Source organism: Nocardia sp. NPDC005366 (assembly GCF_040606855.1).
GTDB lineage: Bacteria > Actinomycetota > Actinomycetes > Mycobacteriales > Mycobacteriaceae > Nocardia.
On the sequence record NZ_JBEXFQ010000006.1, the window covers coordinates 194,175 to 219,915 of the forward strand.

General features: G+C 68.6%; 16 protein-coding genes. 5 read left to right on the forward strand and 11 right to left on the reverse strand.

Translation table 11 applies throughout. The annotated features are described in order from the left end of the window. Positions 1-43: 43 nt before the first annotated feature. From ABZS43_RS09705 to ABZS43_RS09720, 4 genes are read right to left on the reverse strand one after another with little or no spacing between them, the layout of a single operon-like run. The gene (locus ABZS43_RS09705; protein ID WP_355035411.1) at positions 44-1,351 is read right to left on the reverse strand and encodes an FAD-dependent oxidoreductase; all 1,308 of its coding nucleotides are present in this window, start codon (positions 1,349-1,351) and stop codon (positions 44-46) included. Beyond that, on the reverse strand, positions 1,348-2,328 hold the full coding sequence (locus tag ABZS43_RS09710) for a ScbA/BarX family gamma-butyrolactone biosynthesis protein (RefSeq protein ID WP_355035412.1): 981 nt from the start codon (positions 2,326-2,328) through the stop codon (positions 1,348-1,350). The genes ABZS43_RS09705 and ABZS43_RS09710 overlap by 4 nt, the downstream gene beginning before the upstream one ends. 21 nt (positions 2,329-2,349) lie before the next feature. Further along, a complete protein-coding gene (locus ABZS43_RS09715; protein WP_355035413.1) occupies positions 2,350-5,499 on the reverse strand; it encodes a beta-ketoacyl synthase N-terminal-like domain-containing protein in 3,150 nt (1,049 codons plus the stop codon). A 19-nt stretch (positions 5,500-5,518) separates the two neighbouring features. Continuing rightward, positions 5,519-12,067, reverse strand: a complete 6,549-nt coding sequence (locus ABZS43_RS09720; RefSeq protein ID WP_355035414.1) for a type I polyketide synthase — start codon at positions 12,065-12,067, stop codon at positions 5,519-5,521. A gap of 332 nt (positions 12,068-12,399) precedes the next feature. Between ABZS43_RS09720 and ABZS43_RS09725 the strand changes: the two genes are divergently transcribed. The 3 genes from ABZS43_RS09725 (at position 12,400) to ABZS43_RS09735 (ending at position 15,740) form a co-directional block, all read left to right on the forward strand. Beyond that, a complete protein-coding gene (locus ABZS43_RS09725; protein ID WP_355035415.1) occupies positions 12,400-13,311 on the forward strand; it encodes an oxidoreductase in 912 nt (303 codons plus the stop codon). A 25-nt stretch (positions 13,312-13,336) separates the two neighbouring features. After that, the gene (locus ABZS43_RS09730; protein WP_355035515.1) at positions 13,337-14,509 is read left to right on the forward strand and encodes a lipase family protein; all 1,173 of its coding nucleotides are present in this window, start codon (positions 13,337-13,339) and stop codon (positions 14,507-14,509) included. A gap of 97 nt (positions 14,510-14,606) precedes the next feature. Further along, positions 14,607-15,740 carry a lipase family protein gene (locus ABZS43_RS09735; RefSeq protein WP_355035516.1) on the forward strand — a complete coding sequence of 378 codons (1,134 nt, stop codon included), beginning with the start codon at positions 14,607-14,609 and terminating at the stop codon, positions 15,738-15,740. A 24-nt stretch (positions 15,741-15,764) separates the two neighbouring features. Here the strand turns inward: ABZS43_RS09735 and ABZS43_RS09740 are convergent, their stop codons facing one another. The 3 genes from ABZS43_RS09740 to ABZS43_RS09750 form a co-directional block, all read right to left on the reverse strand. Next, on the reverse strand, positions 15,765-16,739 hold the full coding sequence (locus ABZS43_RS09740; protein ID WP_355035517.1) for an alpha/beta fold hydrolase: 975 nt from the start codon (positions 16,737-16,739) through the stop codon (positions 15,765-15,767). A 112-nt stretch (positions 16,740-16,851) separates the two neighbouring features. Then, entirely contained in the window at positions 16,852-17,502 is a 651-nt protein-coding gene (locus ABZS43_RS09745; RefSeq protein ID WP_355035416.1) for a PadR family transcriptional regulator, read from the reverse strand. 110 nt (positions 17,503-17,612) lie between these two features. Then, on the reverse strand, positions 17,613-18,182 hold the full coding sequence (locus tag ABZS43_RS09750) for a TetR/AcrR family transcriptional regulator (protein ID WP_355035417.1): 570 nt from the start codon (positions 18,180-18,182) through the stop codon (positions 17,613-17,615). Between the two features lie 78 nt (positions 18,183-18,260). Between ABZS43_RS09750 and ABZS43_RS09755 the strand changes: the two genes are divergently transcribed. Continuing rightward, positions 18,261-19,106, forward strand: coding sequence for an NAD(P)H-binding protein (locus tag ABZS43_RS09755; protein WP_355035418.1), 846 nt, complete (start codon positions 18,261-18,263; stop codon positions 19,104-19,106). A 4-nt stretch (positions 19,107-19,110) separates the two neighbouring features. Here ABZS43_RS09755 and ABZS43_RS09760 read toward each other — a convergent pair whose 3' ends face one another. Beyond that, positions 19,111-19,695: a TetR/AcrR family transcriptional regulator gene (locus ABZS43_RS09760; RefSeq protein ID WP_355035419.1), complete on the reverse strand. Its 585-nt coding sequence runs from the start codon at positions 19,693-19,695 to the stop codon at positions 19,111-19,113. A 96-nt stretch (positions 19,696-19,791) separates the two neighbouring features. On the opposite strand from ABZS43_RS09760, the gene ABZS43_RS09765 reads away from it, so the two are divergent. Beyond that, the gene (locus tag ABZS43_RS09765; protein WP_355035420.1) at positions 19,792-20,655 is read left to right on the forward strand and encodes an alpha/beta hydrolase; all 864 of its coding nucleotides are present in this window, start codon (positions 19,792-19,794) and stop codon (positions 20,653-20,655) included. Positions 20,656-20,736: 81 nt separating this feature from the next. Here the strand turns inward: ABZS43_RS09765 and ABZS43_RS09770 are convergent, their stop codons facing one another. The 3 genes from ABZS43_RS09770 to coaBC all read right to left on the reverse strand — a co-directional run bounded on the left by ABZS43_RS09770 (position 20,737) and on the right by coaBC (position 25,707). Then, positions 20,737-22,875 (reverse strand): primosomal protein N', encoded by a 2,139-nt coding sequence (locus tag ABZS43_RS09770; protein ID WP_355035421.1) that lies wholly within the window; start codon positions 22,873-22,875, stop codon positions 20,737-20,739. 130 nt (positions 22,876-23,005) lie between these two features. Further along, positions 23,006-24,217, reverse strand: a complete 1,212-nt coding sequence (gene metK, locus ABZS43_RS09775) for a methionine adenosyltransferase (RefSeq protein WP_355035422.1) — start codon at positions 24,215-24,217, stop codon at positions 23,006-23,008. Positions 24,218-24,480: 263 nt separating this feature from the next. Further along, a complete protein-coding gene (coaBC, locus tag ABZS43_RS09780; protein WP_355035423.1) occupies positions 24,481-25,707 on the reverse strand; it encodes a bifunctional phosphopantothenoylcysteine decarboxylase/phosphopantothenate--cysteine ligase CoaBC in 1,227 nt (408 codons plus the stop codon). Positions 25,708-25,741 lie beyond the last annotated feature (34 nt).

The window sequence follows — 25,741 nt, forward strand, 5'->3', positions numbered from 1 at the left end:
GATCGACGATCACGACAGGTCGGCATGGCGGGCGGGAGGTCGATCAGCCCCCGCGGTGCAACCGCCGCGCGGCGGCGGCGCCGGAGCGGAAGCAGGCTTCGAGTTGTGCGCCGAACAGGTAGTCGCCCGCCAGTTCCAGGCCGGGGACCGCCGCGACCTGCGTCCCGACCTGGGACAGGAATTCGCCGTGGTCGGGCAGGTACGCGCAGTGCGCACCCTCCCAGCTGCGAGTCCGAGTGCGGATACGCCGCGGCGTAGCGGTTTTCAGGTATTCGGCGACCCGCTTCTCCGCATCGTCGATCCACGCGCCGAGGACTCCCTCGGAAGGTACGGGGCGGGCGGGGGGGCCGCTGAAGGTGTACCGGACGATATGCCGGTCATCGATGCCGTAGACGCCGGCCGCGCTGCACGGTCCGGCGTCGAATGCGATCGATCGCACCGCGCTGGTGAACATTTCGCCGTCGTATTCGACGACGGCCACGGTCGAGGGGAAGTAGGCGACCTCGGCGAGGAGTTTGCTCAGCGCCGGAATATCGTCCGCGATGATCCTGGCCGTCGCGAATGCCGGTGTGGCCAGGACGACGCCGTCGTAGTCGTGACGGGTGCACGCGCCGGCACCGCTCGACAAACGCAGCCCACGCAGGCGGCCCCCGTCCAGCACGATGCCATCGACCCGCGTGTCGAGCCGGACCGTGATCCGGCTCGCGAAATCCTCGACGATGGGCTGGAAGCCGTGGACGAGTTGATCGTAGTGGTCCATCACCATGCCGAGGTGGACGCCGAAAGCGCCGGGATACACCTCGTTCGGTTCGGCGGCGTTGAGCCGTAGACTCATCGGCCGCAGTGCGTGACGGCCGAGTCCTGGCGTGAACAGGGTGTCCAGCGTGGCCTGGTCGCGGGTCGCCCCGAGGCGGGTGAAATACGGCGAGCCGAGATAGCGGTTGCGTGGGGCCAACCGGACCCGCATGCCGTAGTAGAGCATTTTCACGACATCGGCGGGAGTGCCGATGCGCAACAGGTGGCGGACGAGTCCGGTCACGCCGGGATTGTCGAGTGTGATCAGTTCGCCGTCGATGATCTGCGAACTGTTGATGCCGAACTGTTCGTATTCGGCTCCGCCCATGGCGGCGACGAAGGCGCGTACCTGGGTGTAGCGACGGCCGATATTCTTGCCGCCCACCATGATCGGGCGCTCCCCCAGCATGTCGAATCCCATGCGCCCGCCGAGCGTGGCCTCGGCCTCGATGAGGTCGACCCGGTGCCCTGCCTCGTACAGCCGGTGGGCCGCGGCGAGGCCGGATATACCGCCGCCGACCACCGCGAACCTGGCGGACGTATGCGTACTCGTCATCGGATTCCTGTTCCTATCGGAGGGTAGGACGACAGCTCGACCGCGCCGTCGGCGATCTGCTTGCCGTACTGGTGCAGCCCGATCCGCACCTGTGGGAAACCGGGCGCCGATCCGGGCGAGATCTCGGTCACGCACTCGATATCGGCGTCCAGTTCGATGAATTCGGTGAATTCGGCGCGCAATTCGGTGACCGCGGCCACCGGCGCATCGAGCAGGTTCGCCTCGGTCGCCGCCACCAGGGCGGCCTGCCGGAAGGCTTCGATCAGCAGCGGGCCGGGCACATGGTCGTACGGGTGGTCGAAGAAACTGGGGTGACGTTGATCGACGACGAGGATCAGGCGCTCATCGGGGCGGCCGAGCACGATATTGCGGGGATCTCTGCGGCCGAACAGGTTCGGGTCGAGCGGCGGGGTGTCCGTGGTCGCGCTCGGGCCGCGCCGGTTCTGTTGCAGCGCGCGCAATTCCTCGTAGGCGTCGCGGGGGAACGCGATACCACCGCCCCGTACCGTCATCGCCCGTGCGCCGTCGATGGTCACGGCGGCTTCGAACGAGACGTCGCGGAAGTATCCGGAGTCGGCGGAAGTCTGATCGGAGCGGATCCGCACAATGGCCTCGAGCGGCGTGCGCTCGTCGTCGTGGAAGAGGCTGAGATCGTCCACGGACAGGCCCATCCGTTGCAGGCTCGCCGGGGCGTCGGCGGGCACACCCAGGTAGCGCTGCCCGATGACGAGCAGGGATTGGCGGACGGCTTCCAGCACCGCCAGCGGGTCGTGATAGGTGACGAGGCGGTCGAACCACAGTGCGTGAGCGCGCGGAAGTTGCACGGCGGCAAGGAATTCGTCGCCGCCCGCGGGGGCGGTGTCGGTGACGAACACCTCGGCGACCGCGCTGCGGTGGGCGAGCGAACGCGGCACCGCCTGGTCGAAACCGAGCGTTCGCCGTTCGCCCGCTCGCCCGTTGGTCAGTAGGTCGTCCATGAGTTCACCTCGGGCTTCGCATCACGGCGCGCCGACTCCCACCGGTTCGGCGGGCCAGAGCCTGCCGACCAGTAGGTGCGCGAGCGCGCGGGGGGTCGGATGGTGGAAGAGATCTTCGAGGGTGATCGCTGTCCCGGCGGCGGTGTTGATCCTGGCGCGCAACTCCAGGGCCGACAGCGAGGTGAGGCCGATCTCGATGATCGTCGCGTCGAGGTCGATATCGTCCGCGTCGAGATCGACCAGAATCGCGCGAATTTCCGAAATCACCAGTCGCACAGCGAATGCGGAACGTTCAGCTTCGGCCACATCGAACCGCGATGACGCATTCGATCCCGCCGCCGGTCCGGGTTCGCGCGGGACGATCCGAGCGGGTGTGCCCCCGCCGACGGCGAGTTCCGCGCCTTCGGCGCCGATCAGTTCGGTGAGGACGGCGCGGTCGGTCTGCGCCCAGTACACCTCGCGCTGGAAGGCATACGTCGGCAAGTCGACGGTGCGCACATCGTGTCCGGCGTAGGTCGCGACCCAGTCCATCCGCGCGCCGCGCGCCCAGGAGGCGGCGGCGGCTCTGATGACCGACGTCGGCTCGTCGAGGCCGGGGCGCAACGCGGGGACCGCGACGGTATCGGGATCGGTCACGGTCTCGTAGACCATGGCCGAGAGAATGTCGGCGGGACCGACTTCGACGAATACCGAGACCCCCGCCGCAGCCGCGTGCCGCAGGCAGTCGTGGAAGCGCACCGGTTCGCGCAGTTGGCGCACCCAGTAGTCGCGCGAGGACAGTTCACCCGGTCTCGCGAGTGCCCCGGTGACCGTGGACAGGATGGGAATGACCGGTTCGCCGAATCGGATATCCGCGATGGCGCGGGCGAATTCGTCGAGGATGGCGTCCACCTGTGCCGAGTGGAAGGCGCGTTCGGTGTCGAGACGTTTCACCCGGCGACCCCTGTTCCGCCAGTATCGCTCGGCCGCCTCGATCGCGGCGGGCGCGCCGGAGACGACGGTGGCGTTGGGACCGTTGCTCGCCGCGATGGCGAGGTCGAGGCCGGAATCGGCCAGACCGGCGGCGACCTGGTCGTAGGTGGCGCGCACCGACGCCATGGCCCCGAGCGGCAGACTCTGCGTGAGCCGCCCGCGCGCCGCGACCATCGAGACCGCGTCGGACAGTGACAGCACCTGCGCGAGATAGGCGGCGGACAACTCCCCGATCGAATGTCCCACGAGATAATCCGGTGTCATTCCCCAGGATTCGAGGAGACGGAACAGCGCGACCTCGATCGCGAACAGGGCGGGCTGGGTGTGGTCGGTGCGGCCGAGCAGATCCTCGGAGCCCGCGTGGAAGATCGTGTCGCGCAGGGGGTGCGCGAGATGCGCGGAGAACAGCTCGCACACCTCGTCGAACGCGGCGCGAAAAACCGGAAAGGTTCGGTAGAGCTGCTGCCCCATACCCACGTGCTGGCTGCCCTGCCCGGACAACAGCATCGCGGACTTGCCGGACCCGCGGCGGCGGTCGCGGATCAGCGCGGGCGAGCGCGATCCGGCGGCGAGCGCGTCCAGACCGTGCAGCAATGCGCCGTCGGTGCCCGCGACGATCACCGCGCGGTGATCGAAACTCGCGCGGGTCCGCACCAGCGAATATCCGATATCGACGGGGGCGGTGTCGGATTCGGCGGCATACGCGCCCGCCAGCCGGGCGGCCTGTTCGCGCAGGGCGGCATCGGATTTCGCCGAGAGCACCCATGCCGTGGGGGTGGTCTCGCCTGCCTCGGAGACGGTGACGCGGTCAGCGGCGACCGCCTGTTCGACGATCACGTGGGCATTGGTGCCGCTGATCCCGAACGACGACACCGCCGCCCGACGCGGACGGTCGACCGGCGGCCACGGCAGCGGTTCGGTCACCAGCCGCACCTTGGCGTCGTCCCATTGCGCGTGCGGCGTCGGCGCGTCCACGTGTAGGGTCGCCGGAACCCGTGCGTGCCTGATGGATTCGATGACCTTGATGAGCCCGGCCACACCGGCGGCCGACTGGGTGTGGCCCATATTCGATTTGATCGATCCCAGCAGCAGCGGCGCGCCGTCGCCTCGGCCGCGGCCGTAGGTGGCGAGCAGTGCCTGCGCCTCGACCGGATCGCCGAGAACCGTTCCTGTGCCGTGCCCTTCCACAACGTCCACGTCGGCGACGGTCAGGCCGCAGGCCGCCAGCGCGGCCTGGATGACCCGGCGCTGCGCGATGCCGCTGGGTGCGGTCAGACCGTTGGACGCGCCGTCGGCGTTCACAGCGGACCCCCTGATGACCGCGAGCACGGGGTGACCGTTGGCCTCGGCATCCGAAAGCCGTTCCAGCAGTAGGAGTCCGGCGCCCTCGCCCCAGGCCGTGCCGTCGGCGGAGGCGGCATAGGATTTGCACCGTCCGTCCGGGGCCAATGCCCGCTGCCGGGAGAACAGCGCGAACGGGGCGGGGGTGGCGATCACCGCCGCGCCGCCCGCCAGCGCGGTCGCGCATTCGCCGAGCCGCAGCGACTGCACCGCCTGGTGCACCGCGACCAGCGACGACGAACACGCCGTATCCAGCGTGACCGCAGGACCTTCCAGCCCGAGCAGGTACGAGATCCGCCCGGCCGCCATGGCCGCGGCGTTCCCGGTGAAGAAGTAGGTCTCCGCGCCGTCCCACTGCTGGGCCGAGCCGAATCCGTAGCCCTGTTCGCTGAGTCCGACGAAAACGCCGGTCGGTCCGTCGCGCAATGTCGACGGATCGATATGGGCTCGTTCGACGGCCTCCCACGCGATCTCGAGCAACAGCCGATGCTGCGGGTCCATGGCGCGCGCCTCGAGCGGACTGATGCCGAAGAATCCCGCGTCGAACGCGCCCGCCCGGTCGAGGAAGCCCCCGCGACGGGTATACGACTTGGCGAATTTGTCGGGGTCGGGATCGTAGAGCCCCTCGATGTCCCAGCCGCGATCGTCGGGCATATCGCCGATCAGGTCGCGCCCGTCGATCAGCGCCTCCCACAGTCGCTGCGGGGAGTCGACACCGCCGGGGAAGCGGCATGCCATCCCGATGACGGCGATGGGTTCCCGCGACCGGTACTCGACCTCGTCGAGGCGCTGTCTCGTCTCCTGGATGGTGCGTGCCGCGCGTTTGAGATATTCGCGCAGTTCGTCTTCACTCGCCACGTTCGGCCTCCGCCCCTTCTCAGCCCAGGCTCGCGGGGCGGACCTGATCGATGAGTTCGAACAGTTCGTCGTCGTCGGCGTCATCGATATCGTCGACGGCCTCGCCGTTCGCCGCGCCGAGGCGCCGTGCCAGTTCGCCGAGCCTGGCCACGATCGCGCCGAGTTGATCGCGGTCGAGTTCCGCGCAGCCCGCGGCCAGCGTGTCCAACTGGCCGACGAGATGTTCGACCGGATCGTGTTCCGGTGCGATCTCCTCGCGCAGGTAGCGCGCCAGTTTGGCGGCATTCGGGTAGTCGAAGACGACGGTGGTCGGCAGTTTCACCCCGGTCGCCGCCTTGAGGCGGTTGCGGAATTCGACCGCGCCGAGCGAATCGAACCCGAGTTCGGTGAACGCGGTATCCGGCGGCACCGCCTCGCGTGATTCGTGTCCGAGCACCGCGGCGGCATGCGACCGGATGACGCCGAGAATCACGCGTTCCTGTTCCGCCGGGCCGAGGCCGGTCAGACCGGCTACCAGGGCGGCTGCCTCCGCGGCGCTCGCGTCGGCGGCGCGTCGCTGGGCGCGGAGCAGTCCGCGCAGCACCGGCGGCATCTCCGACGGGTCGCCGAGCGATCGGAGCGCGTCGAGATCGAGCCGTGCGGGCACCAGCGCCGAATGTCCGGTGCCGCGGGCGATGTCGAACAGGGCGACGCCCTCCTCGTCGGGCAGCGCGACGAGCCCGTCGCGGCGCATCCGCATCCGGTCACGGTCATTCAGATGTCCGGTAATGCCGGTGGCGCGTTCCCACAGCCCCCAGGCCAACGAGGTCGCCGGCAGCCGCCCGGCCCTGCGGTGCTGGGCGAGTGCGTCGAGGAAAGCATTCGCCGCGGCGTAATTCGCCTGGCCGGGTGATCCGAGAAGTCCGGCGACCGAGGAGTACATGACGAACATCGACAGCGGCATATCGCGGGTCGCTCGATGCAGATGCCAGGCCGAGTCGGCCTTGGCCCGAAGCACCCGGCCGAGACGGTCGGCGTTCTGGTCCGACAGCAGCGCGTCGTCCACGACGCCGGCGGCGTGCACGATTCCGGTCAGCGGATGACGGTCGTCGATGCCCGCGAGCAGACGGTCCACCGCGTCCCGATCACCGAGATCACAGGCCACGACGGCTACTTCGGCGCCCAATCCGGTCAGTTCGGCTTCGAGTTCGGCGGCGCCGTCCGCGGCGCGACCGCGTCTGCCCACGAGCAGCAGGTGCTCGATGCCGTACTCGGTGACCAGGTGCCTGGCGATCAACGCGCCGAGCCCGCCGGTGCCGCCGGTCACCAGGACGGTCCCCGATCGGTCCAGCGGCTGCGCCACGGTGAGCACGTATTTGCCGATGTGGCGGGCCTGGCTGAGTTGCCGGAACGCGGCGGGGGCTCGGCGCGCATCCCAGGCCGTCACCGGAAGCGGTCGCAGCACACCGGAATCGAAGAGCCGCACCAGTTCGGCCAGGATCTCCTGTAGCCGCTGCGGGCCCGCCTCCATCAGCAAGAAGTTGCGGTAGAGCACACCGGGATGGTCGGCCGCCACGGTCTGCGGATCGCGCAGATCGGTCAGACCCATCTCGATGAAACGGCCACCGCGCGGCAGCAGTCCAAGCGACGCGTCCACTTTGTCGCCCGCCAGCGAGTCGAGCACGATATCGACGCCGCGCCCTCCGGTCACGGCCATGAATTTGTCGGCGAATTCGACGGTTCGCGTATCACCGATGCGGTCGTCGGTGAATCCCATGTCGCGCAGCACTTTCCACTTGCCGGTGCTCGCCGTCACGTACAGATCCAGTCCGAGATGCCGCGCCAGCTGCACCGCGGCCATGCCGACCCCGCCGGTGGCGGCGTGTATGAGCAGCGTTTCACCCGGCTGTGCGCGCGCGAGATCCACCAGCGAGTAGTAGGCGGTGGCGAAGACGATCGGCGTCGCCGCCGCCTGTTCGAAGGACCAGCCCCGTGGAATGCGGATCAACGTCCTGTGGTCGGACACCACGGTCGCGCCGACACCGGTGAAGATGCCCATCACCCGGTCGCCGGGCGCGAGGGCGGTGACGTCGGGCGCCACCTCGACGACGACGCCGGAACCCTCACCGCCGACCGGCGTGTCGGGAATCGGATACATCCCGAGCACGATGAGCACGTCGCGGAAATTGATGCCCGTCGCCCGCACCGCGATACGCACCTGGCCCGGCTCCAGCGCCGCCGTGTCCGGTATCTCGGACAGGATCATATTGTCCCCGTCGAGAGTGCCACGCCCGCGCGTGACCAGCTGCCAGGAGGGCGAATCGATGAGGGCGGCGTTGCCGACCGTATCGGCCCCCGCGCGGGTCAGTCGCGGGGCGAACAGTTCGCCGTGGCGCAGGGCGAGCTGGCCCTCGTCGAAGGAGTCGGCGGCCAGCGCGACGGCCGACCGATAATTCTCGGGGTCATCGATGTCGAGGACGAGGACGCGGCCGGGATTCTCGGTCTGCGCGCTGCGCAGCAGACCCCAGGCGGCGCCCCCGGTGAGATCGGTGACGTCCTCGGCGCCGTGCACCGCCACCGCGCCGCTGGTGATCGCGATCAGTGCGGCGTGGTCGTCATCGTCGGTGAGCAGATGCTGGATCCGCGACAGCAGGCTCGCGAGCCTGCGGCCGGTTTCCTCGGGCAGGTCGTCACCGGGCGGATGTGACGGGTCGGCGAACAGGCGTATCACCCGGAAGTGGTTGCCCGCCCGCGTGTATCGCTGGATCGAGTCCGCCGATTCCTCGCCGGACCAGATGCCGTCGGTGCCGTCGGTGCCGTCGGTGCCGCCGTCACCGTGGGGCACCGGAACCCAGGTCGTCTCGAACAGCGCGTCGTCGGCGACCGGGGCACCTGCGCCCAGCGCCGAGAGCGGGATCTCCCGCATCACGAGCGCGTCCACCGTCGCGACCGTCCCGCCCGTGGTGTCGGCCAGTTCCAGCGCGACGCGGTCCTTGCCCCGCGGTTCGACGCGCACCCGCAGCGCGGCGGCGCCGACCGCGCGCAACGAGACACCCTCCCACGCGAACGGCAGGCGGATACTGCCGCTGTCCGAGACGCCGACGGTCCCGGCGAGGATCATCGCGTGCAGCGCGGCGTCGAGCAGCGCCGGATGGATGCCGAAACGGTCGGCATCGCCGCGGATCGGCTCGGGCAACGCGACCTCGGCGAACACCACCTCGCCGCGTCGCCACACCGGACCGAGTCCCTGGAATTCCGGACCGTAGCTGTATCCGGCGGCGGCCATACCGTCGTAGGGGTCGTTCGCGGGCAGTGCCACCGCGTTCGCGGGCGGCCACGTGCTCAGGTCACCGCTGCCACGGCGTTCGGTGGACGCCGGGGTCAACGTGCCGCTCGCATGGCACAGCCACCGGCCCTCGGCCACGTGCTGCCGCGTGCCCTGCGGCCGTGAGTACACCGCCACCGTCCGCGCGCCGTCCGCGCCCGCCGCGCCGACGACGACCTGTACCTCGACCGCCGTGCTCTCCGGCACGATCAGCGGCGCCTCGAGCACGAGTTCGCCGATTTCCGGTGTCTGCACGAGTTCGCCCGCGTGGCAAGCCAATTCGACGAAGGCGGTCCCCGGCAGCAGCGCCGCGCCGCCGATCCGATGCCCGGCCAGCCAGGGGTGCGTCCGCAGCGACAGGCGTCCGGTCAGCAGCAGACCACCGTCGTCGGCTCGGCTGATCGCCGCACCGAGCAGTGGATGGTCGGTCGCGCCGAGACCGGCCTCGCGCATATCGCCGCCCGAGGAGGCGTCGAGCCAGAATCGGGTCCGCTGGAACGCGTAGGTCGGCAGATCCACCTGCCGCGCACCGCATTCGGCGAAAGCAGCCGCCCACCGTACCGGCGCGCCCCCGGTGTAGGCGGTGGCGAGCCCGTGGACGAAGGCGATCTCGCCCGCCGAACCCGGCCGTTGCAGCGGCGCGACGGTGAGGGCGTCGGCCCGATCCTCGGCAACACCGCCGAGCACCATCCCGGACAACGCCGTTCCCGGGCCCGCCTCGACGAAACAGGTGGCCTCGCCGGTATCGTGCGCCCAGCGCAGCGCATCCAGGTATCGCACCGGCTCGCGCAGGTGCCGCACCCAGTAGTCCGGGGAGCTCAGTTCGGCCGGTTCGGCGATCCGTCCGGTGAGCGCCGAGACCACCGGGATCACCGCGTCCCGGTAGGTCAGATTCGCGCACACCGCGGCGAACTCGTCCAGAATGGGATCCATCATCGGGGAATGGAACGCGTGGCTGACCCGCAACCTGCTCACCGTGATGCCGTCGGCCTCCAGTTTGCCCGCCACCGCGGTGATGGCGGGCTCCTCACCGGACAACACCGTGGCACGTGGTCCGTTGACCGCCGCGACGCCGAGCGAGTCACCGAATTCATCGAGCAGTCCGGCGATCGTGTCCGCGCCCGCGGCCACCGAGATCATCGCGCCGCCCGCGGGCAACGACTGCATGAGCCGCCCGCGCGCGGCGACCAGAGTGGCGGCGTCGGCCAGTGACCACACCCCGCTGATATAGGCGGCGGCGATCTCGCCGATGGAATGTCCCATGACGAAATCCGGCCGCAGAACCCATGATTCGGCCAGCCGGTACACGGCCACTTCGGTCGCGAACAGCGCGGGCTGGGTGTATTCGGTGCGGTCGAGCAGCTCGGCTGATTCCGCTCCGCCCGTTCCGAAAACCAATTCCCGCAGCGGCGTGTCGAGGTGCGCGTCGAAGGCGGCGCACACCTCGTCGAACGCGGCGCGATAGGCGGGGTAGCGCTCATAGAGGTCGCGGCCCATCCCGACGCGTTGCGCCCCCTGGCCGGGGAACATCACCGCCACCGGCGCCGGACCGCCCGCCGCGCCGCGCACCACGGCCGGGGTGGGAGTGTCATCGGCCAGCGACCGCAGGCCCGCGAGCAGCTCGGCGCGGTCGCCGCCGATGACGACGGCGGCATGCTCGAATCGCGCGCGCGCTCCGACCAGGGTGTAGCCGATATCGGCGGGCGCGGCGTCGCTCGTCGCGAGGAAGTCCGCGAGCCGCGATGCCTGCGCGGACAGCGCCGCCTCGGTCTTCGCGGTCACCACCCACGGCGTCACCGGAAGATCGGCGGCGGCTGCTGCTACGGGTGCGGCTACGGCTGCGGGCGCGGGCGCGGCGAGCGATTCGGCCGGAGCCTCCTCCACGATCACGTGCGCATTGGTTCCGCTGATCCCGAACGACGAGATCGCCGCCCGCCTCGACCGATCCGAACGCGGCCACGGCGTCGGCTCGGTGACAAGGCGAACCTCGCCTGCGGTCCAGTCGACATGCGGTGAGGGTTCGTCGACGTGCAGCGTCGGGGGCACCAGATCGTGGCGCATGGCCATCACCATTTTGATCAGGCCGCCGACGCCCGCCGCCGCCTGGGTATGGCCCATATTGGATTTGATCGATCCGAGCAGGAGCGGATCACGATCACCGCGTTGCCTGCCATAGGTCGCCAGCAGCGCCTGCGCTTCGATCGGATCGCCGAGCGTCGTCCCCGTGCCGTGTGCCTCGACGACATCCACATCGCGCGAATCCAGTCCGGCGTCGGCCAGTGCCGTTCTGATCACCCGTTGCTGGGACAACCCGTTCGGCGCGGTGAGTCCGTTCGAGGCGCCGTCGGAATTCACCGCGCTACCCCGCACCACTCCGAGCACCGTATGCCCGAGTCGCTGAGCGTCCGAAAGGCGCTCCAGCAGAAGCATTCCCACGCCCTCGCCCCACGCCGTCCCGTCGGCGGCGGCGGCGAAGGACTTGCACCGGCCGTCGCCCGCGAGCGCGCGTTGCGCGGAGAAGGCGATGAACGCCGACGGCGTCGCCATCACCGTCACCCCGCCCGCGAGCGCGAGCGAACATTCCCCGACGCGCAGCGAACGCGCCGCCTGGTGCACCGCGACCAGCGAGGACGAGCAGGCGGTGTCGATGGTGACGGCGGGGCCCTCGAGTCCGAGGGTGTAGGCGATGCGGCCGGAGGCGATACTGGCGGCCTGACCGGTCATCAGGAACGGGAGAACGCCGTTGCGATCTCTGCTCCGCATGGTGTGCGCGGGCGGCGTCTGGGCGTCGGTCATCATGCCGACGAAAACGCCGGTGTCGCTGCCGCGCACCGTCGTCGGGTCGATACCCGCCCGTTCGAACGCCTCCCAGCCGGTCTCCAGCACCAGGCGCTGCTGCGGGTCCATGGCCAGCGCCTCACGCGGTCCGATGCCGAAGAAGCCTGGATCGAATTCGGTCGCCCCGTGCAGGAAGCCCCCGGACCGGACATAGGTCTTACCCTCGGTACCCGGCTCGGCGTCGAACAGCCCGTCGGTATCCCAGCCGCGATCCTGCGGCCACTCCGAGACCAGGTCGATTCCGTTCGCCACCGCCTGCCACAGCTGTTCCGGTGATTCGATTCCGCCCGGATAGCGACATGCCATCCCGACGATCGCGATCGGCTCGTGCGCCCGCGACTCCAGATCCGCCAACCGCCCACGCGTGGTCTGCAGTTCCTTGATCGCCTTCTTCATATACGCGCGAAGCTCGTTCTCATTCGCCATGGGCAAACATCTCCTGCATCAGCGGTAAAGACACGCGTCATTACCGTGGAACCAGACACGACGGCGGCAGAATTCGAAAAGCCGGGCCCATCGCGTCGCACCGGCCGGTCGGCGCCGGCATATCACCTTCGATGCGACTCAGGTATCGGACATAGGTGGCGACCGCACAGCGAAAGCTGCCACGTCGCTGTGCGTCAGGCTAGGACACGAGGTGTCGAATCGCATTCGCAATCAGGGTATTTGGGAAACTGAACAATGGCGGGTGTTGCGCCACTGGGTCTTTCCCAGCAACCATTGCTCGGGTTTCCGCCACTGTCATAGTGTCTGCCCCCATGACGTGGACCCCCGACCTGATACCGGACCAGCAGGGCCGCACCTTCGTCGTGACCGGGGCTTACGGCGGACTCGGTCAGGTCGTCACGTCGACTCTCGCCGCGCGAGGGGCGACGGTGGTGATGGCCTGCCGCGACCTCGATCGGGCGCGGGCATTCGCGCAGAATACCGACGGCGACATCGTCGTCGAACGGCTCGACCTCGCCGATCTCGAATCCGTTCGTCAATTCGCCGACCGGCTCGGCGAACTCGACGTCCTGATCAACAATGCCGGTTTGATGAACATCCCATTCGCACGGACCGCGGATGGTTTCGAAATGCAGTTCGGCGTCAACCATCTGGGACATTTCGCGCTGACCGGCCTACTGCTGGACCGCATCGCCGACCGGGTGGTTTCGGTCTCCAGCATTTCCCACAAATGGATTCGCGCCCTGTACATCGACGATTTGCAGTTCGAACGCCGCCGATATTCCAGATCGGGCGCCTACGCGCAGTCCAAACTCGCGACGCTCATGTTCGCCAGGGAGCTACAGCACCGACTGGACCGCGCGGGGTCGCCCACGCGGTCCTACGCGGTGCATCCGGGAGTCGCTCCCACCGGTCTGGTCGCCCGCACCGGGACACCGCTGGATCTGGTCGCCGAACCCTTCATCGGGCTGGTCGGTCAGTCCAGGGCGTCGGCCGCGCGCTCCCTGCTGTTCGCGGCCACCGACCGGGACGCCGACCCCGCGACCTACTGGGGGCCGACCCGATTACTACACACCCGCGGCCCGGTCGCCGCCACCCCGTCGAGTTCGCTGTCCCGCGATCACGCGCTGCGGCAACGGTTGTGGGAGGAATCCGAGCGGGCTACCGGCATCAGCTACCCGATCGCACCTACTGCGACAGGAACCGTTCATGAAGCTCACTAGAACCCGAATCCTGATCTGCGCCTTGATGATCGGCGTATCGGCAGGACTGACCTGCCAGGGCCGGGCCGTCGCCGAGCCCATCTACCCGAATCCGGACCCCGATCCCTTCTTCGCCGCCCCGGCCGGGCTCGCCGACGCGGCCCCCGGTGATGTGCTCGACGTGCGGGCTGAGCCGCCGCTGCCGTACTTCCCCACCGCGACGGTCACGCTGATCAAATTCCGCTCGATGAACTCCCAGGGCAATCCGATCGCCGCGACGACAACGGTGCTCACCCCCGCGGATCAGAAGCCGGGCGCACCGCTGCTGTCGTATCAGCACATCATCAACGGCCTCGGCACCCAGTGCTCGGTTTTCCACGGGCTCTACGACTACGACCCGAACCTGCTCTACCGCGCCGTTCCGCTGCTCAACACCATGCTGCTGCGCGGCTGGAGTATCGCGCTGCCCGACCACCTCGGACCCAACGCCGCCTACGGCGCGGCCCGGCTGGGCGGGCAGATCACCCTGGACGGAATCCGTGCGGCACAACGGGTCCGCCAGCTCGGTCTCGCCGACAGTCCCGCCGCGATGCTCGGGTATTCGGGTGGCGGCATGGCGACCGCGTGGGCTGCCGCGCTCGCACCGCGATACGCCCCGGAACTGCGACTGGTCGGCGCGGCGGCCGGTGGCGTCCCGACGAATATCAACCTCATGGCCCGCGGGCTCGGGCTGGAACCCCACCCGATGTTCGGTTTGGCGATGGGGGCCGCGCTCGGGCTGGAACGCGAGTACCCCGACCGGCTGCCGATCAGCGATCAGCTCAACACCCAGGGCAGGGCGATCCGGGAGGCGATGGCCAATGCCTGCACGTACGAACTCATCGCACTGGGTGCCATGCAGAGCGCCCGCGCGCTGGCCTCCAGCACATCGCTGATCGATGACCAGCGCGTCTGGGAGGTCAGCGGGGAGAACAGTCTGGAACTCTTCGCGGAAACGCCGACCGTGCCGGTTTTCGAATGGCACACCCCGATCGACCCGCTGATCCCGGTCGACTCCGTCGACAGGACCAATCGCCGCTACTGCGACGCCGGCGTCCGGCTCTGGTCCGAGCTGTATCCGAGTCCGGATCATCTCGCCACCGCGGTGCTCGGGTTCCCGTCCGCGGTGAATTGGCTCGACGCCCGTTTCCGCGGCGAATCCGCCCCGAGCAACTGCTGACCTGGCCGTCGCACGACCTCACACCGAAGGATCGACCTCCATGTCCAGTACCTGGTTCAGGGCGCTGATCGCCGCGATCTGTTTCGTCGGCATCGGCATGTCCACCCACTCGACCGCGGCGAGCGAGCCCATGTATCCGACGCCGAACCCGGATCCTTTCTTCCAGGCACCGGACGATCTCGGGTCGCTCGAACCGGGCGACGTGGTCCGGATGCGCAAGGTCGATACCGGGCCGTTCCAGGGTGTCAACTACTGGAATGTCGCGTTCCGATCGACGAATTCGGCGGGAAATCCCATCATGGGCATGACGACGGTGCTGATCCCGGCCGGCGCCGTGAATCCGCCGCTGGTCTCCTACCAGGCGCTGATCAATTCCCTCGGCACGAAATGCAACCCGTCCTACTCCCTGTTCAACGAGGAGACCCTCGACGCGCTCGGCGCGGTGTTACCGCTCGGGCGCGGCTGGGCGATCGCGCTGCCCGATTACCTCGGCCCGACGGTCGCCTACGGTGCGGCGCGACTGAGCGGCATGGTCACCCTCGACAGCGTCAAGGCGCTGAAGCGGGCGACCGGGCTCGGCCTCGCCGATTCGCCCGTCGCCCTGGCGGGTTATTCCGGCGGGGCCATGGCGAGCGCGTGGGCCGCCGCCCTGCAACCCGGCTACGCACCCGACCTGCGGCTGGCGGGTGTGGCGGCGGGCGGCATCCCCGCGGATGTCGAGCAGATGGCGCTCGGCATCGGTTTCGGACCGCACCCCGGCTTCGGCCTGGCCTTCGCCGCGGCGATGGGTCTGGAGCGGGAGTATCCGAACCGGCTGCCGATCTCGGCCCAGCTCAACGAGACGGGACTGTGGTTCCGCGAATTCACCCACGATGAATGCCGTCGATTCATCCTGGCCACCGGAGCCCTGCGCAATGCCGAGCAGATGGCGAGGACAAAGAGTCTGATGGACAGCCCGGATGCGCGAGCCGTATTGCGAGAGAACAGTTTACGACTGTTCCCCGACGTGCCCACCGCGCCACTGTATTTCTGGCAGGGTATCTACGACGAACTGACACCGTTCCAGTACACCGCCGAGGTGGCCTCGCGCTACTGCGCGGCGGGCGCGCGCCTGACCTTCGTTCCCTACGACATCTCCGAACATATGACCACGGCGGTGGCCGGCTTCCCCGGCGCGTGGGATTTCCTCGAAGCGCGTTTCCGCGGTGAGCCGGCGCCCGTGGCCTGCTGAGACCCGCACCGACGCCGGGAACGTTCAGGAATGGCCCGCGATGATGACCTCGGGAATCTCGGTACCCAGCGCCACCGGACGACAGGTGGGTTCGGCGGCGCGCGCCGGGTCGAGGATGCCGAGCAGCAGTTCCTGCACGAACGGGTCGTAGACCATATGGAAATGGCCCGTCAGATTCTCCGGGCACAGATCCTGTAGCACGATGTTCTCCGCGCCCTGCCCGCGCAGGGCGATATTGCCGAACGGCTGGATCATCTCGTCGACCCGGCTGCCGACGGTCACATACCGCGGCCCCGGCACGGTGTCGCCGCCCGCGTTGAGTTCGAGCATGAACGGTGAACCTTGGGCCTGCTGCACCACCGCGGGCGAGGTGACTCGCGCGAAGGCGTCCAACGCACCGGGGATCATCTGCGCGATGGGCGTCAGCCCGTACAGCACACCGCCGTAGGTGGGCGAAGCGAGGCCGACCCATTGCCGCACTTTCGGCGCGCCGCCGAGTTTGTTCATGTAGTACCGAGTCACATTGGCGCCCTGGGAGAATCCGACCAGATCGACCTGATCGGCTCCGGTCGAGTCGAGCACATGATCGACGAAATCCCCGACCTGCCACGCACTGACCCGCATATCCTCGGTCCCGTAGGTCTGCGCACCGGGCGCGCCGCCGTAATTCAGTGCGAACACGCATATTCCGGCATCGATGAGTTGTGTGCCGATGGCCGACCAGTCGGAGTAGGCGCTGGAATCGGTGCCGTGCGCGAGCACAACCGGCCGCGGATACCCGGCATCGGGTACGCAGTCGAAGTCGTTGGCACCGGCGGGAACCACCCCCGGGCTCCGGTGATACTTCTGGTACAGGGCGGCAGCGAGGTGATCCGGCTGCGACGGGCCGTTCTCGGTCGGCACGTCGGCGGGCCGGTAGACGTCCGTGCCGGGGTGCGCTCTCGCGGGCGTCGCGCCGGAGCCGAGCAATACGGCTCCGGCCAGGACGAGGACGAGCATCGACCTGCCCCACTGTGCAATCCCCCAGCCCAACACACCATTCGGTTGTTCCATCTCACAATCATGGACCGCATCGACGCGAAAGGCATAGGCTCAGGGCAGGTTTGGAATGTTACTTTTGCGTAGCATCGTCATCGGCGAGGATCCGATAGAGAGCGCGACGCGCCTCGGTCAGCACCTCGGCCGCTTTCGCCGCCTGCTCGGGGGTGCCCGCCGCGGCGACCTGCCCCACCGCACCCATCAGCTGACCGACGAGTCCGCGCAGGTCGATGGCCTGTTCGCCCACATCGGTCTTGACATCCGCCCACGGGTCACCCAGTTCCTCGCGATGCTCGGTGACGTATTCGGCGCCGGTCTCGGTCAGCTTCGCGGTCTTACGACCGGCGACCTTCTCGATGAGGACAAGACCTTCGTCCTCGAGTTGCGCGAGAGCGGGATAGATCGACCCCGGGCTCGGGCGCCAGATATCGTCGCTGCGGTCGCGGATCTGCTGGATCAGCTCGTATCCGTGCATCGGACGTTCGGTGAGCAGTAGCAGTACGGCCGCACGGACATCACCGCGCCTGCCGCGGCCACCACGGCCGCGACCGCGACCGAACTGGGCCCCAGGGCCGAAGCCAGGCCCGAAACCAGGGCCGAAGCCGGGCCCGAAGCCGGGCCGGGGGCCGTGACGATGCCTGCGGTGCTCCGGTCCGAATTCGATGTCGGCGCGGTGGTGACGGCGTGCTCGCCGTCCGAAATTTCGATTCTCGATGTTATCCATCTCGGCCTCCTCGGGCTCTCGCATTCTGTTCATGCTATCGACGATATATCGGCAATGCATCGAGCGCAAGAGCCGTTCGAGAATGCCCCGGCGATCGCGGAGACGCGGATCTACATCGCATCGATCCAGCGCCGCAGCCGGTCCCCCTCCGCCGACATCAGGTCCGGATCGCGAAAGGTATTGGTGAGCAGGGATATTCCCTGATACGAGGCGATCAGGGCGACCGCGAGGTCACGCGCGTCGGGACGGCCGATCGCGGCGAACTGGCGTTCGGCCCAGTCGACGAGCACCCGCATCACCTCGGCCGCGCTGCCGTCGAGCGGATCGGCGCGCTTATGCAGTTCCGCGGTGAGCGATCCGAACGGACAGCCGAATCGAACGGCGAGTTCGCGTTCATCGACCCAGCCCTGAACGAGGGCTTTCAGCCGCTCCCGAGGCTCATCGATCCGGTCGAGTTCGGCAATGAGCCGATCCAGCGTGCGCGCGTGCGCGCCGATGGCGGCCTCGATCAGCTGATCTTTGGTCTTGAAGTAGTAGTACACATTTCCGACGGGCACCTCGGCGATCCTCGCGATATCGGCGATCGTGGTCTTCTCGACGCCCTGTTCATAGAAAGCCCGGACGGCCGCCTCGATGAGTCTGTCGCGCTTACCCGGCTTGGATTCGACTGAGTTAGTCACACAACTCACTCTAGACACTCGGGAGACGCTCGGCTAGATTCGATTTAGTCAGTCAACTAACCAAGAAGGACGGATACGATGATCGTGGTCACCGGAGCAACCGGAAATGTCGGCGGAACTCTCGTGCGCCTCCTCGCCGGGGCGGGTGAGCGGGTGACGGCGGTTTCCCGGGGCGCCACCGAGATCGCACTCCCCGAAGGGGTGCGGCATGTCGTCGCCGATCTCGGTGATCCGGACAGCCTCTCCCCCGCACTCGACGGCGCGGACGCGCTGTTCCTGCTCATCACCGGCGAGCAATTGATGGCGGGGCCCACACCCGAGCGCATCCTGGAAGTCGCGAAAACCGGCGGTGTGCGTCGGGTGGTCTTCCTGTCGTCGCAGGGTGTGGCGACGCGCGCCGAGTCGGCGGGCTACGCGCGCAGCGCCGCCTTCGAGCGGGCCATCCGGGAATCCGGACTGGAATGGACATTGCTGCGGCCGAGCGGGTTCTTCAGCAATACCTGGGCGTGGAGCGAGTCGATCCGCGCCGAACGCGCCGTCGCCGCGCCGTACGCCGAGATCGGACTCCCGACGATCGACCCCGCCGATATCGCCGAAGTCGCCGCGACCGCGTTACGTGAAGACGGCCACGACCAGCGCGTCTATACCCTGACCGGCCCGCAACTGTGCACGCCGCGCACACAGGCCGCGGATATCGGGGCGGCGATCGGCGCCGACGTGCGGTTCGCGGAACTGACGCGCGAACAAGCGAAAGCGGGAATGTTGCGGTTCATGCCCGAAGCGGTCGCCGAGCACACGCTCGACATACTCGGCACGCCGACCGCGGCCGAACAACAGATCAGCCCCGACGTGGAGCGGGTACTCGGCCGCGCGCCCGTCGCCTATGCCGAATGGGCGCGACGTCATCGCGACGTCTTCGCCTGAGAGATCAGCCACGCGATGCGGCGACCACCGCCTCGACCCTGGTCGCCATGGCGCGGCCCGCGGCGTGCAGGGGTTCGGCGGAACGCAGGACGCGGCACAGGACGAACGCGCCCTCGAGGGCGGAGAGGATGGCGAAGATCAGATCGCGGGCGTCGACCGGGGAGAGTCCACGGCGCACGAAATAGTCCGAACCCACCTCGACCCAGGAACCGATGATCCCGGCGGTGACCTCGCGCAGACCGGGCTCACTGTCGGCGATCTCGCCCGCGACCGTACCGACCGGGCACATATTGATCCAGCCGCTGGTCTCGATCTGTTCGGCAGCCGCGGCGAACGCGGCGGGGACAGCCTCGCGCAAATCATCGTAGGGATCCATCAGCAGCGGCAGCAGCTGGATGTACGCGGCCCCCGATACCCGCAGAGCCTGGGCGGCGAGCTGCGGTTTTCCCTCCGGGAAGTGGTGGTACAGCGAGCCCATCGGCGCGTGGGCGGCGACGGTGATCTGTTTGACGGTCGTCGCCGAGTACCCCTGCCTGCGCATCAATTCCGCCGTCGCCGTGGCGAGTCGGTCCCGGGTACTTGTTGACATCTGCTCGGTCACCACTACAGACTAGAGCAAGCACTCTAGAGCAATCGCTCGAACGGATGGCGTCGCGAGACGGAGACGTCACGAAATGGAGGCATGATGCCAACGATCCAACTCGCGGCCGGTCCGCTCCACTACGTCGAGCGGGGCGAAGGCCCGCCGGTCGTCCTCCTGCACGGCCTGCTGATGAATCACACGCAGTGGGATGCCGTCATCTCGCTGTTGCCGGACGGCTTTCGCTATCTGCTGCCGGATCTGCCGCTCGGAGCGCATCCGGAACCGATGCGCTCCGGCGCGGATCTGAGTATGCGCGGATTGAATCAACTCATCGCCGACTTTCTCGCCGCTCTCGACCTGCGCGACGTGACCCTGGTGCACTCCGATTGGGGCGGCGGGCTCTTCCTCACCGCCTACGGTCTCGACGAGCGCGTCGGCCGCCTCATCGTGCTGCCCTGCGAGGCATTCGACAACTTCCCGCCCGGCCTGCCGGGTAAGACCGCCGTCCTCGCCGCCAGTTATCTCCCCGGCGGGGTCGTCGTGGCGCTGCGCCAGTTACGCATTCGATGGCTGCGCCGCTCACCGCTGCTGTTCGGCTGGATGGCGCGCCACCCCCTGTCTGACGATCTCGTGCACGGCTGGACCGAACCGGGCCTGCGCGACAAGCGAATCCGCCGCGATCTGCTCACCTACACCAGATCCCGGTTCCGCAAAGCCGACCTCATCGCCGATACCGAAGCGCTACAGAACTTTTCGGGCGAGGCACTGATCCTGTGGTCGTCGGCGGGCAAGGTGATGCCGCGTGCGCACGGCCGCAGGCTGGCCGATCTCATCCCGAACGCGAGGCTGGTCGAAATCGATGACGCCTACGTCCTGTCGATGATCGACCGGCCGGACGCGGTCGCCGAGGCGATGACGGCCTTCCTCACCGGACAACCGGTCGGCACGGCCAGCGACGCACTCTGACCGATCATCTGCTTTCGCGGCGACCGTAGCGCCGACGCAATGCGGACCCGCGCACGATCGGCAGACCGTCGCGAGACCCGATCAGCCGACGTCGACGGGGTCGATCTGAACGCGCAGCGGCGCGTCCGTGCGGTGCGTACTGCGGATGGCCTGGGCGGTGACGAGAGCGCGCGAGAGGGCGGCGCCGTCGCGGCGGTCGACGCGCAGGATCATGCGCTCGACCTCGGCGGGGGAATCGCCCGCGAAGGGTTTGCGGGCGAAGGGCGGGAGCGGGACGGGCCCGAGCACTTCCACGCGCTCGGGCAGCGATGCGGCGGAAAGCAGTTCGGCGATCGCCTCGGTGGAACCGTCGATGGCGGCCAAGCGGACCGCGGGCGGGAAACCGACTTCGGCGCGGCTGTCGACCTCGGCGCGCGCGTGCCCGATGGGATCCCAGCGGACCAGAGCCTGCACGGTGGGGATGGACGGGTCGGCCATCACGATCACCTGACCGTGCGCGCGCACCAAGGCGGCGGCGGACATCCAGCGACGCAACGCGTCCTCGGCGGCACGTAGATCGGCACGGCCGAGTAACGCCCAACTGTCCAGCAGCAGGGCGACGCCGTAACCGCCACGCACGGTAGGCTCGGCGCCGACCGTAGCCACCACCACCTGCGGTCCGGGTTCCACGGAGTCCAGTAGCGCACCGCCGCTCGACCCCCGAATGGGAACACCGGGGAACGCGCGCCCGAGTTCCTCGGCGGTGCGGACCGCGCCGATCACCACCGCGCGCAGCGCACGCGACGCGCATACCGGACAGCGGAACGCCGCCTCGGCGATCCCGCACCACCGACAGCTCGGACTGTGCGCGTCGTTCGGATCACCTTGGCGGCCACGGCTTTCCGGTAGGCCCAGCGGCCCGTTGCAGCGCCTGCAGCGCGCCGGTGTCCGGCACTTCGTACAGGCGAGCGACGGCACATAGCCCCGCCGCGGCACCTGGACGAGCACCGCGGCGCCTTCCTTCAGCGCCGCCCTCGCGGCCGCGAACGCGACGCCGGGAATGCGGACGGCGCGGGCGATCGGATCGCGTTCGAGCGCGACATCGGTATCGCCCGGCGCGCTGATCCGCGGTGCGTGCTTGCGCAGTATCGCGCGCTCGGCGACCAGATCGTGCGCCCAGCCGGAGTCGACCACCGCCTGGGTCTCCGCGGTCCGCGCGAATCCGGCGGCGACGAAGGCCGCGCCGCTCTCGTGCGCGCGCAACATCGCGACCTCACGAGCGTGCGGATAGGGGGCGCGCGGCTCGGCGTAGGTGTCGTCCCCGTCGTCCCACACGGCGATCAACCCCAGATCCGCCGCGGGCGCGAAAACCGCCGCGCGCGTCCCGACGACCACGTGCGCGGTCCCCCGCAGGACCGCCAACCAGCGCCGGTACCGTGCCGCGGGCCCCAGCCCCGCGGATAAGCCGACCGCCGAATCCCCCACCAGTCGAACACATTCCGTGAGCACTCGATCGAGATCGCGCTGATCGGGCACCAGCAGGATCGCACTGCGTCCCGCGCCGACGGCCGTCGCCGCCAACTCCGCCAACCGCCGGGCCCAGTCCTCCCCCGGCAGGGCCTGCCACGCCGCCCGCACCCCTTTACCCTGCCCGAGAGCCGCCAGAAACGCCTGCCCGTGCATATAGCGCCCCCACGGCCCGGTATCGAATACCGTGACGCGGGCGAGGTTCTCGACTTCCGGGGTGTCGGCGCTCGCCGCCGTCTTCACGCCCTCGGTGTGCCCGGCTTCCTCGGTGTGCCCGGCTTCCTCGGTGTGCCCGGCTTCCTCGGTGTGCCCGGGTTCCTCGGCGTCGCCGTCGGCGGGCTTCTTCACGCTGCCACCGTTTTCGGTGCGGGCGTGCCTGGGCGGAACGGCCAGTCGCAGCACATCGGCACGGGTGCCCGCGTAGCGGTGCGCCACGGCGGTGGCGAGTTCCAGGATCTCCGGGGTGAGTACCCGTTCCGCGGAGACGACGCGCTCGAGTTTCCTCATCTTCCCGGTGTGCTCGGTGTGCGCGAGCCGCCGCAGCAGGTATCCGTCGACGAGCCTGCCCGCGAAACGAACGCGGACGCGGACACCGGGTTGCGCGATGGCATCGAGTTCGGGCGGGACCAGGTAGTCGAAATCCCGGTCGAGGTGGGCAGGCGACAACAGCGGGAGCACCCGCGCGATGGGCAGTCCCGCCGTTGTGGATGACACCGTTGTGGATGACGCCGTTGTCGATGATGTTGTCGCCGTGTCTCCCGCGGACTCGGGGTCCGCGGGAGCGGCGGGGGTATTCGCCGCGGACCGTTTCACTCGGCGGCGACCCGTACCCGCACGGTGGGGCTCAGAGGCCGACGGCCGCGCGCAGCTTGTCCGCGCGGTCGGTGTGCTCCCAGGGCAGGTCGACATCGGTGCGGCCGAAATGCCCGTACGCGGCGGTCTGGGCGTAGATCGGGCGCAGCAGATCCAGATCGCGGATGATCGCACCGGGGCGCAGGTCGAAGACCTCGGTGATGGCGGTCGAGATACGGGTCGGGTCGACCTTCTCGGTGCCGAAGGTCTCCACGAAGAGACCGACCGGAGCCGCCTTGCCGATGGCGTAGGCCACCTGGACCTCGACCTTGTCGGCGAGACCTGCCGCGACGACATTCTTGGCGACCCAGCGCATGGCGTAGGCGGCCGAGCGGTCGACCTTCGACGGATCCTTGCCGGAGAACGCGCCGCCGCCGTGCCTGGCCATACCGCCGTAGGTGTCGACGATGATCTTGCGGCCGGTCAGGCCCGCGTCACCCATCGGGCCGCCGAGGACGAATTTGCCGGTCGGGTTGACCAGCAGGCGGACATCGGAGATATCGAGCGTCGGCACGTTCAGATCGGCCAGCACCGCGTCGACGACCTTCTCGCGGATATCGGGGGCGAGCATATTGTCGAGATCGATATCGGCGGCGTGCTGGGTGGAGAGGACGACGGTGTCGAGCCGGACCGGGCGGTCGCCGTCGTATTCGATGGTGACCTGGGTCTTGCCGTCCGGGCGCAGGTAGGGCAGCACACCGGTTTTGCGGACCTCGGTGAGTCGACGCGAGAGCCGGTGGGCCAGCGCGATCGGCAGCGGCATCAGCTCGGGGGTGTCGACGGTCGCGAAGCCGAACATCAGTCCCTGGTCGCCCGCGCCCTGCCTGGCGATCGCGTCGTCCTCGCCGCCGACGCGAGCCTCGTGCGAGGTGTCGACGCCCTGGGCGATATCGGGTGACTGGGCGCCGATGGCGATATTGACGCCGCAGGAGTTACCGTCGAAACCCTTTGCGGACGAGTCGTATCCGATTTCGAGAACCTTCTCGCGGACGATCCGAGGGATATCGGCATACGCCGAGGTGGTGACCTCACCGGCGACGTGGACCTGGCCGGTCGTCACGAGCGTTTCCACCGCGACCCGGCTGCGCGGATCTTCCGCGAGTAGGGCGTCGAGGATGGAATCGCTGATGGCGTCACAGATCTTGTCCGGATGACCCTCGGTCACGGACTCACTGGTGAATAGGCGGCTGCCAGACGTGGGCACAGTTGTTCCCTCTTCCTCGACGGATTTCTCGTATCGGGCCACGACAGTAGTGCGACCGCGCCACCGCGCAACCCTTGAACTCAGACTATTCCAAATCTTCGGCGCACAGTGTGGACCTACCTCAGCTGCCCCAGACGCCGTAACCCGCCACCGCGTGCGGCGGATTCGAGTCGGGCGTTCCACTACTCGCGACGACCCACTGCGCGTACCGGCCGGTCCGGCCGGTGTTCTTCAGCGTGGCAACGATATTCGATCGTCGGTGGTCAGGCGTGCAGGAGGACCGTCAGCGCGTCGAGCACTCGGCTGGCCAGCAGCGCCTTCGATCCGTGATCGAGGGCCTGTTCGGTGCCGTCCGCCCCGAGTAGCCAGCCGTCGTTGGTGTCGACCTCGAACGCCTTACCCTCGCCGACCGCGTTGACGACCAGCAGGTCACACCCCTTGCGTGCGAGTTTGGCGCGCGCGTGGGTGAGAACGTCACCCTGGTCGTCACCGGTTTCGGCGGCGAATCCGACGATCGATGTGCCGGGTAGCTGCCCGTCGCGCCGCGACTGCACCAGACCGGCGAGAATATCGTCGGTTTTGGTCAGCGCGATGACGTCGGGTTCTCCGGCGCCCTTCTTGATCTTGGCGGCGGCGACATTGGTCGGCCGGAAATCGGCCACCGCGGCCGCCATGATCACCGCGTCCGCGCCGACCGCGTGCTTGTCGACAGCGGTTTTCAGCTGTTCGGCGGTGGTGACGTGCACCAGATCGACGGCGGCGGGTGCGGCCATCTCGATCGTATTGCCCGCGATGAGCGTGACCTGGGCGCCGCGCTGGGCGGCCACCCTGGCCAGGGCGTACCCCTGCTTGCCGGAACTGCGGTTACCGAGGAAGCGCACCGGATCCAGCGGTTCCCTGGTGCCGCCCGCGGTGATGACCACCCGGCGGCCGACCAGATCACGCGGAATCGCGTCGGCGCGTTCTTGCAGCAGCATCGCGAGCCCGAAGATCTCCTCGGGCTCGGGCAGCCGACCCGGACCGGTGTCGGTTCCGGTCAGCCGACCCGATGCGGGCTCCATGACGATCGCGCCGTGCTCACGCAGCGTCTTCACGTTGGCCACGGTCGCCGGATGCTCCCACATCTCGGTATGCATCGCGGGCGCGATCAGCACCGGACATCGGGCCGTCAGCAACGTGGCGGTGAGTAGGTCGTCGGCGCGGCCGTGGGCGGCGCGCGCCATCAGGTCGGCGGTGGCCGGGGCGATGACGACGAGGTCCGCCTCCTGGCCGAGCCGCACGTGCGGCACCTCGGGCACGTCGGTGAACACATCGGTATGCACCGGGTTCCCCGACAGTGCCTCGAACGTTGCCTTGCCGACGAATTGCAGCGCCGACTCGGTGGGGATCACCCGCACCTCATGCCCGGTCTCGGTAAAACGACGGACGAGCGCGCACGCCTTGTAGGCGGCGATGCCTCCACCGACACCGACGACGATCCGTGTGGTCACTGGCCCTCCGGGTGGCTGATCCCCGCCCACGCGG

What these genes read in the sequence shown, in the direction of transcription:
- ABZS43_RS09705 (WP_355035411.1), bottom strand. Translation starts at nt 1,351, where the DNA reads ATGACGAGTACGCATACGTCCGCCAGGTTCGCGGTGGTCGGCGGCGGT.
- ABZS43_RS09710 (WP_355035412.1), bottom strand. Translation starts at nt 2,328, where the DNA reads ATGGACGACCTACTGACCAACGGGCGAGCGGGCGAACGGCGAACGCTC.
- ABZS43_RS09720 (WP_355035414.1), bottom strand. Translation starts at nt 12,067, where the DNA reads ATGGCGAATGAGAACGAGCTTCGCGCGTATATGAAGAAGGCGATCAAG.
- ABZS43_RS09725 (WP_355035415.1), top strand. Translation starts at nt 12,400, where the DNA reads ATGACGTGGACCCCCGACCTGATACCGGACCAGCAGGGCCGCACCTTC.
- ABZS43_RS09730 (WP_355035515.1), top strand. Translation starts at nt 13,337, where the DNA reads ATGATCGGCGTATCGGCAGGACTGACCTGCCAGGGCCGGGCCGTCGCC.
- ABZS43_RS09735 (WP_355035516.1), top strand. Translation starts at nt 14,607, where the DNA reads ATGTCCACCCACTCGACCGCGGCGAGCGAGCCCATGTATCCGACGCCG.
- ABZS43_RS09740 (WP_355035517.1), bottom strand. Translation starts at nt 16,739, where the DNA reads ATGCTCGTCCTCGTCCTGGCCGGAGCCGTATTGCTCGGCTCCGGCGCG.
- ABZS43_RS09745 (WP_355035416.1), bottom strand. Translation starts at nt 17,502, where the DNA reads ATGGATAACATCGAGAATCGAAATTTCGGACGGCGAGCACGCCGTCAC.
- ABZS43_RS09755 (WP_355035418.1), top strand. Translation starts at nt 18,261, where the DNA reads ATGATCGTGGTCACCGGAGCAACCGGAAATGTCGGCGGAACTCTCGTG.
- ABZS43_RS09760 (WP_355035419.1), bottom strand. Translation starts at nt 19,695, where the DNA reads ATGTCAACAAGTACCCGGGACCGACTCGCCACGGCGACGGCGGAATTG.
- ABZS43_RS09765 (WP_355035420.1), top strand. Translation starts at nt 19,792, where the DNA reads ATGCCAACGATCCAACTCGCGGCCGGTCCGCTCCACTACGTCGAGCGG.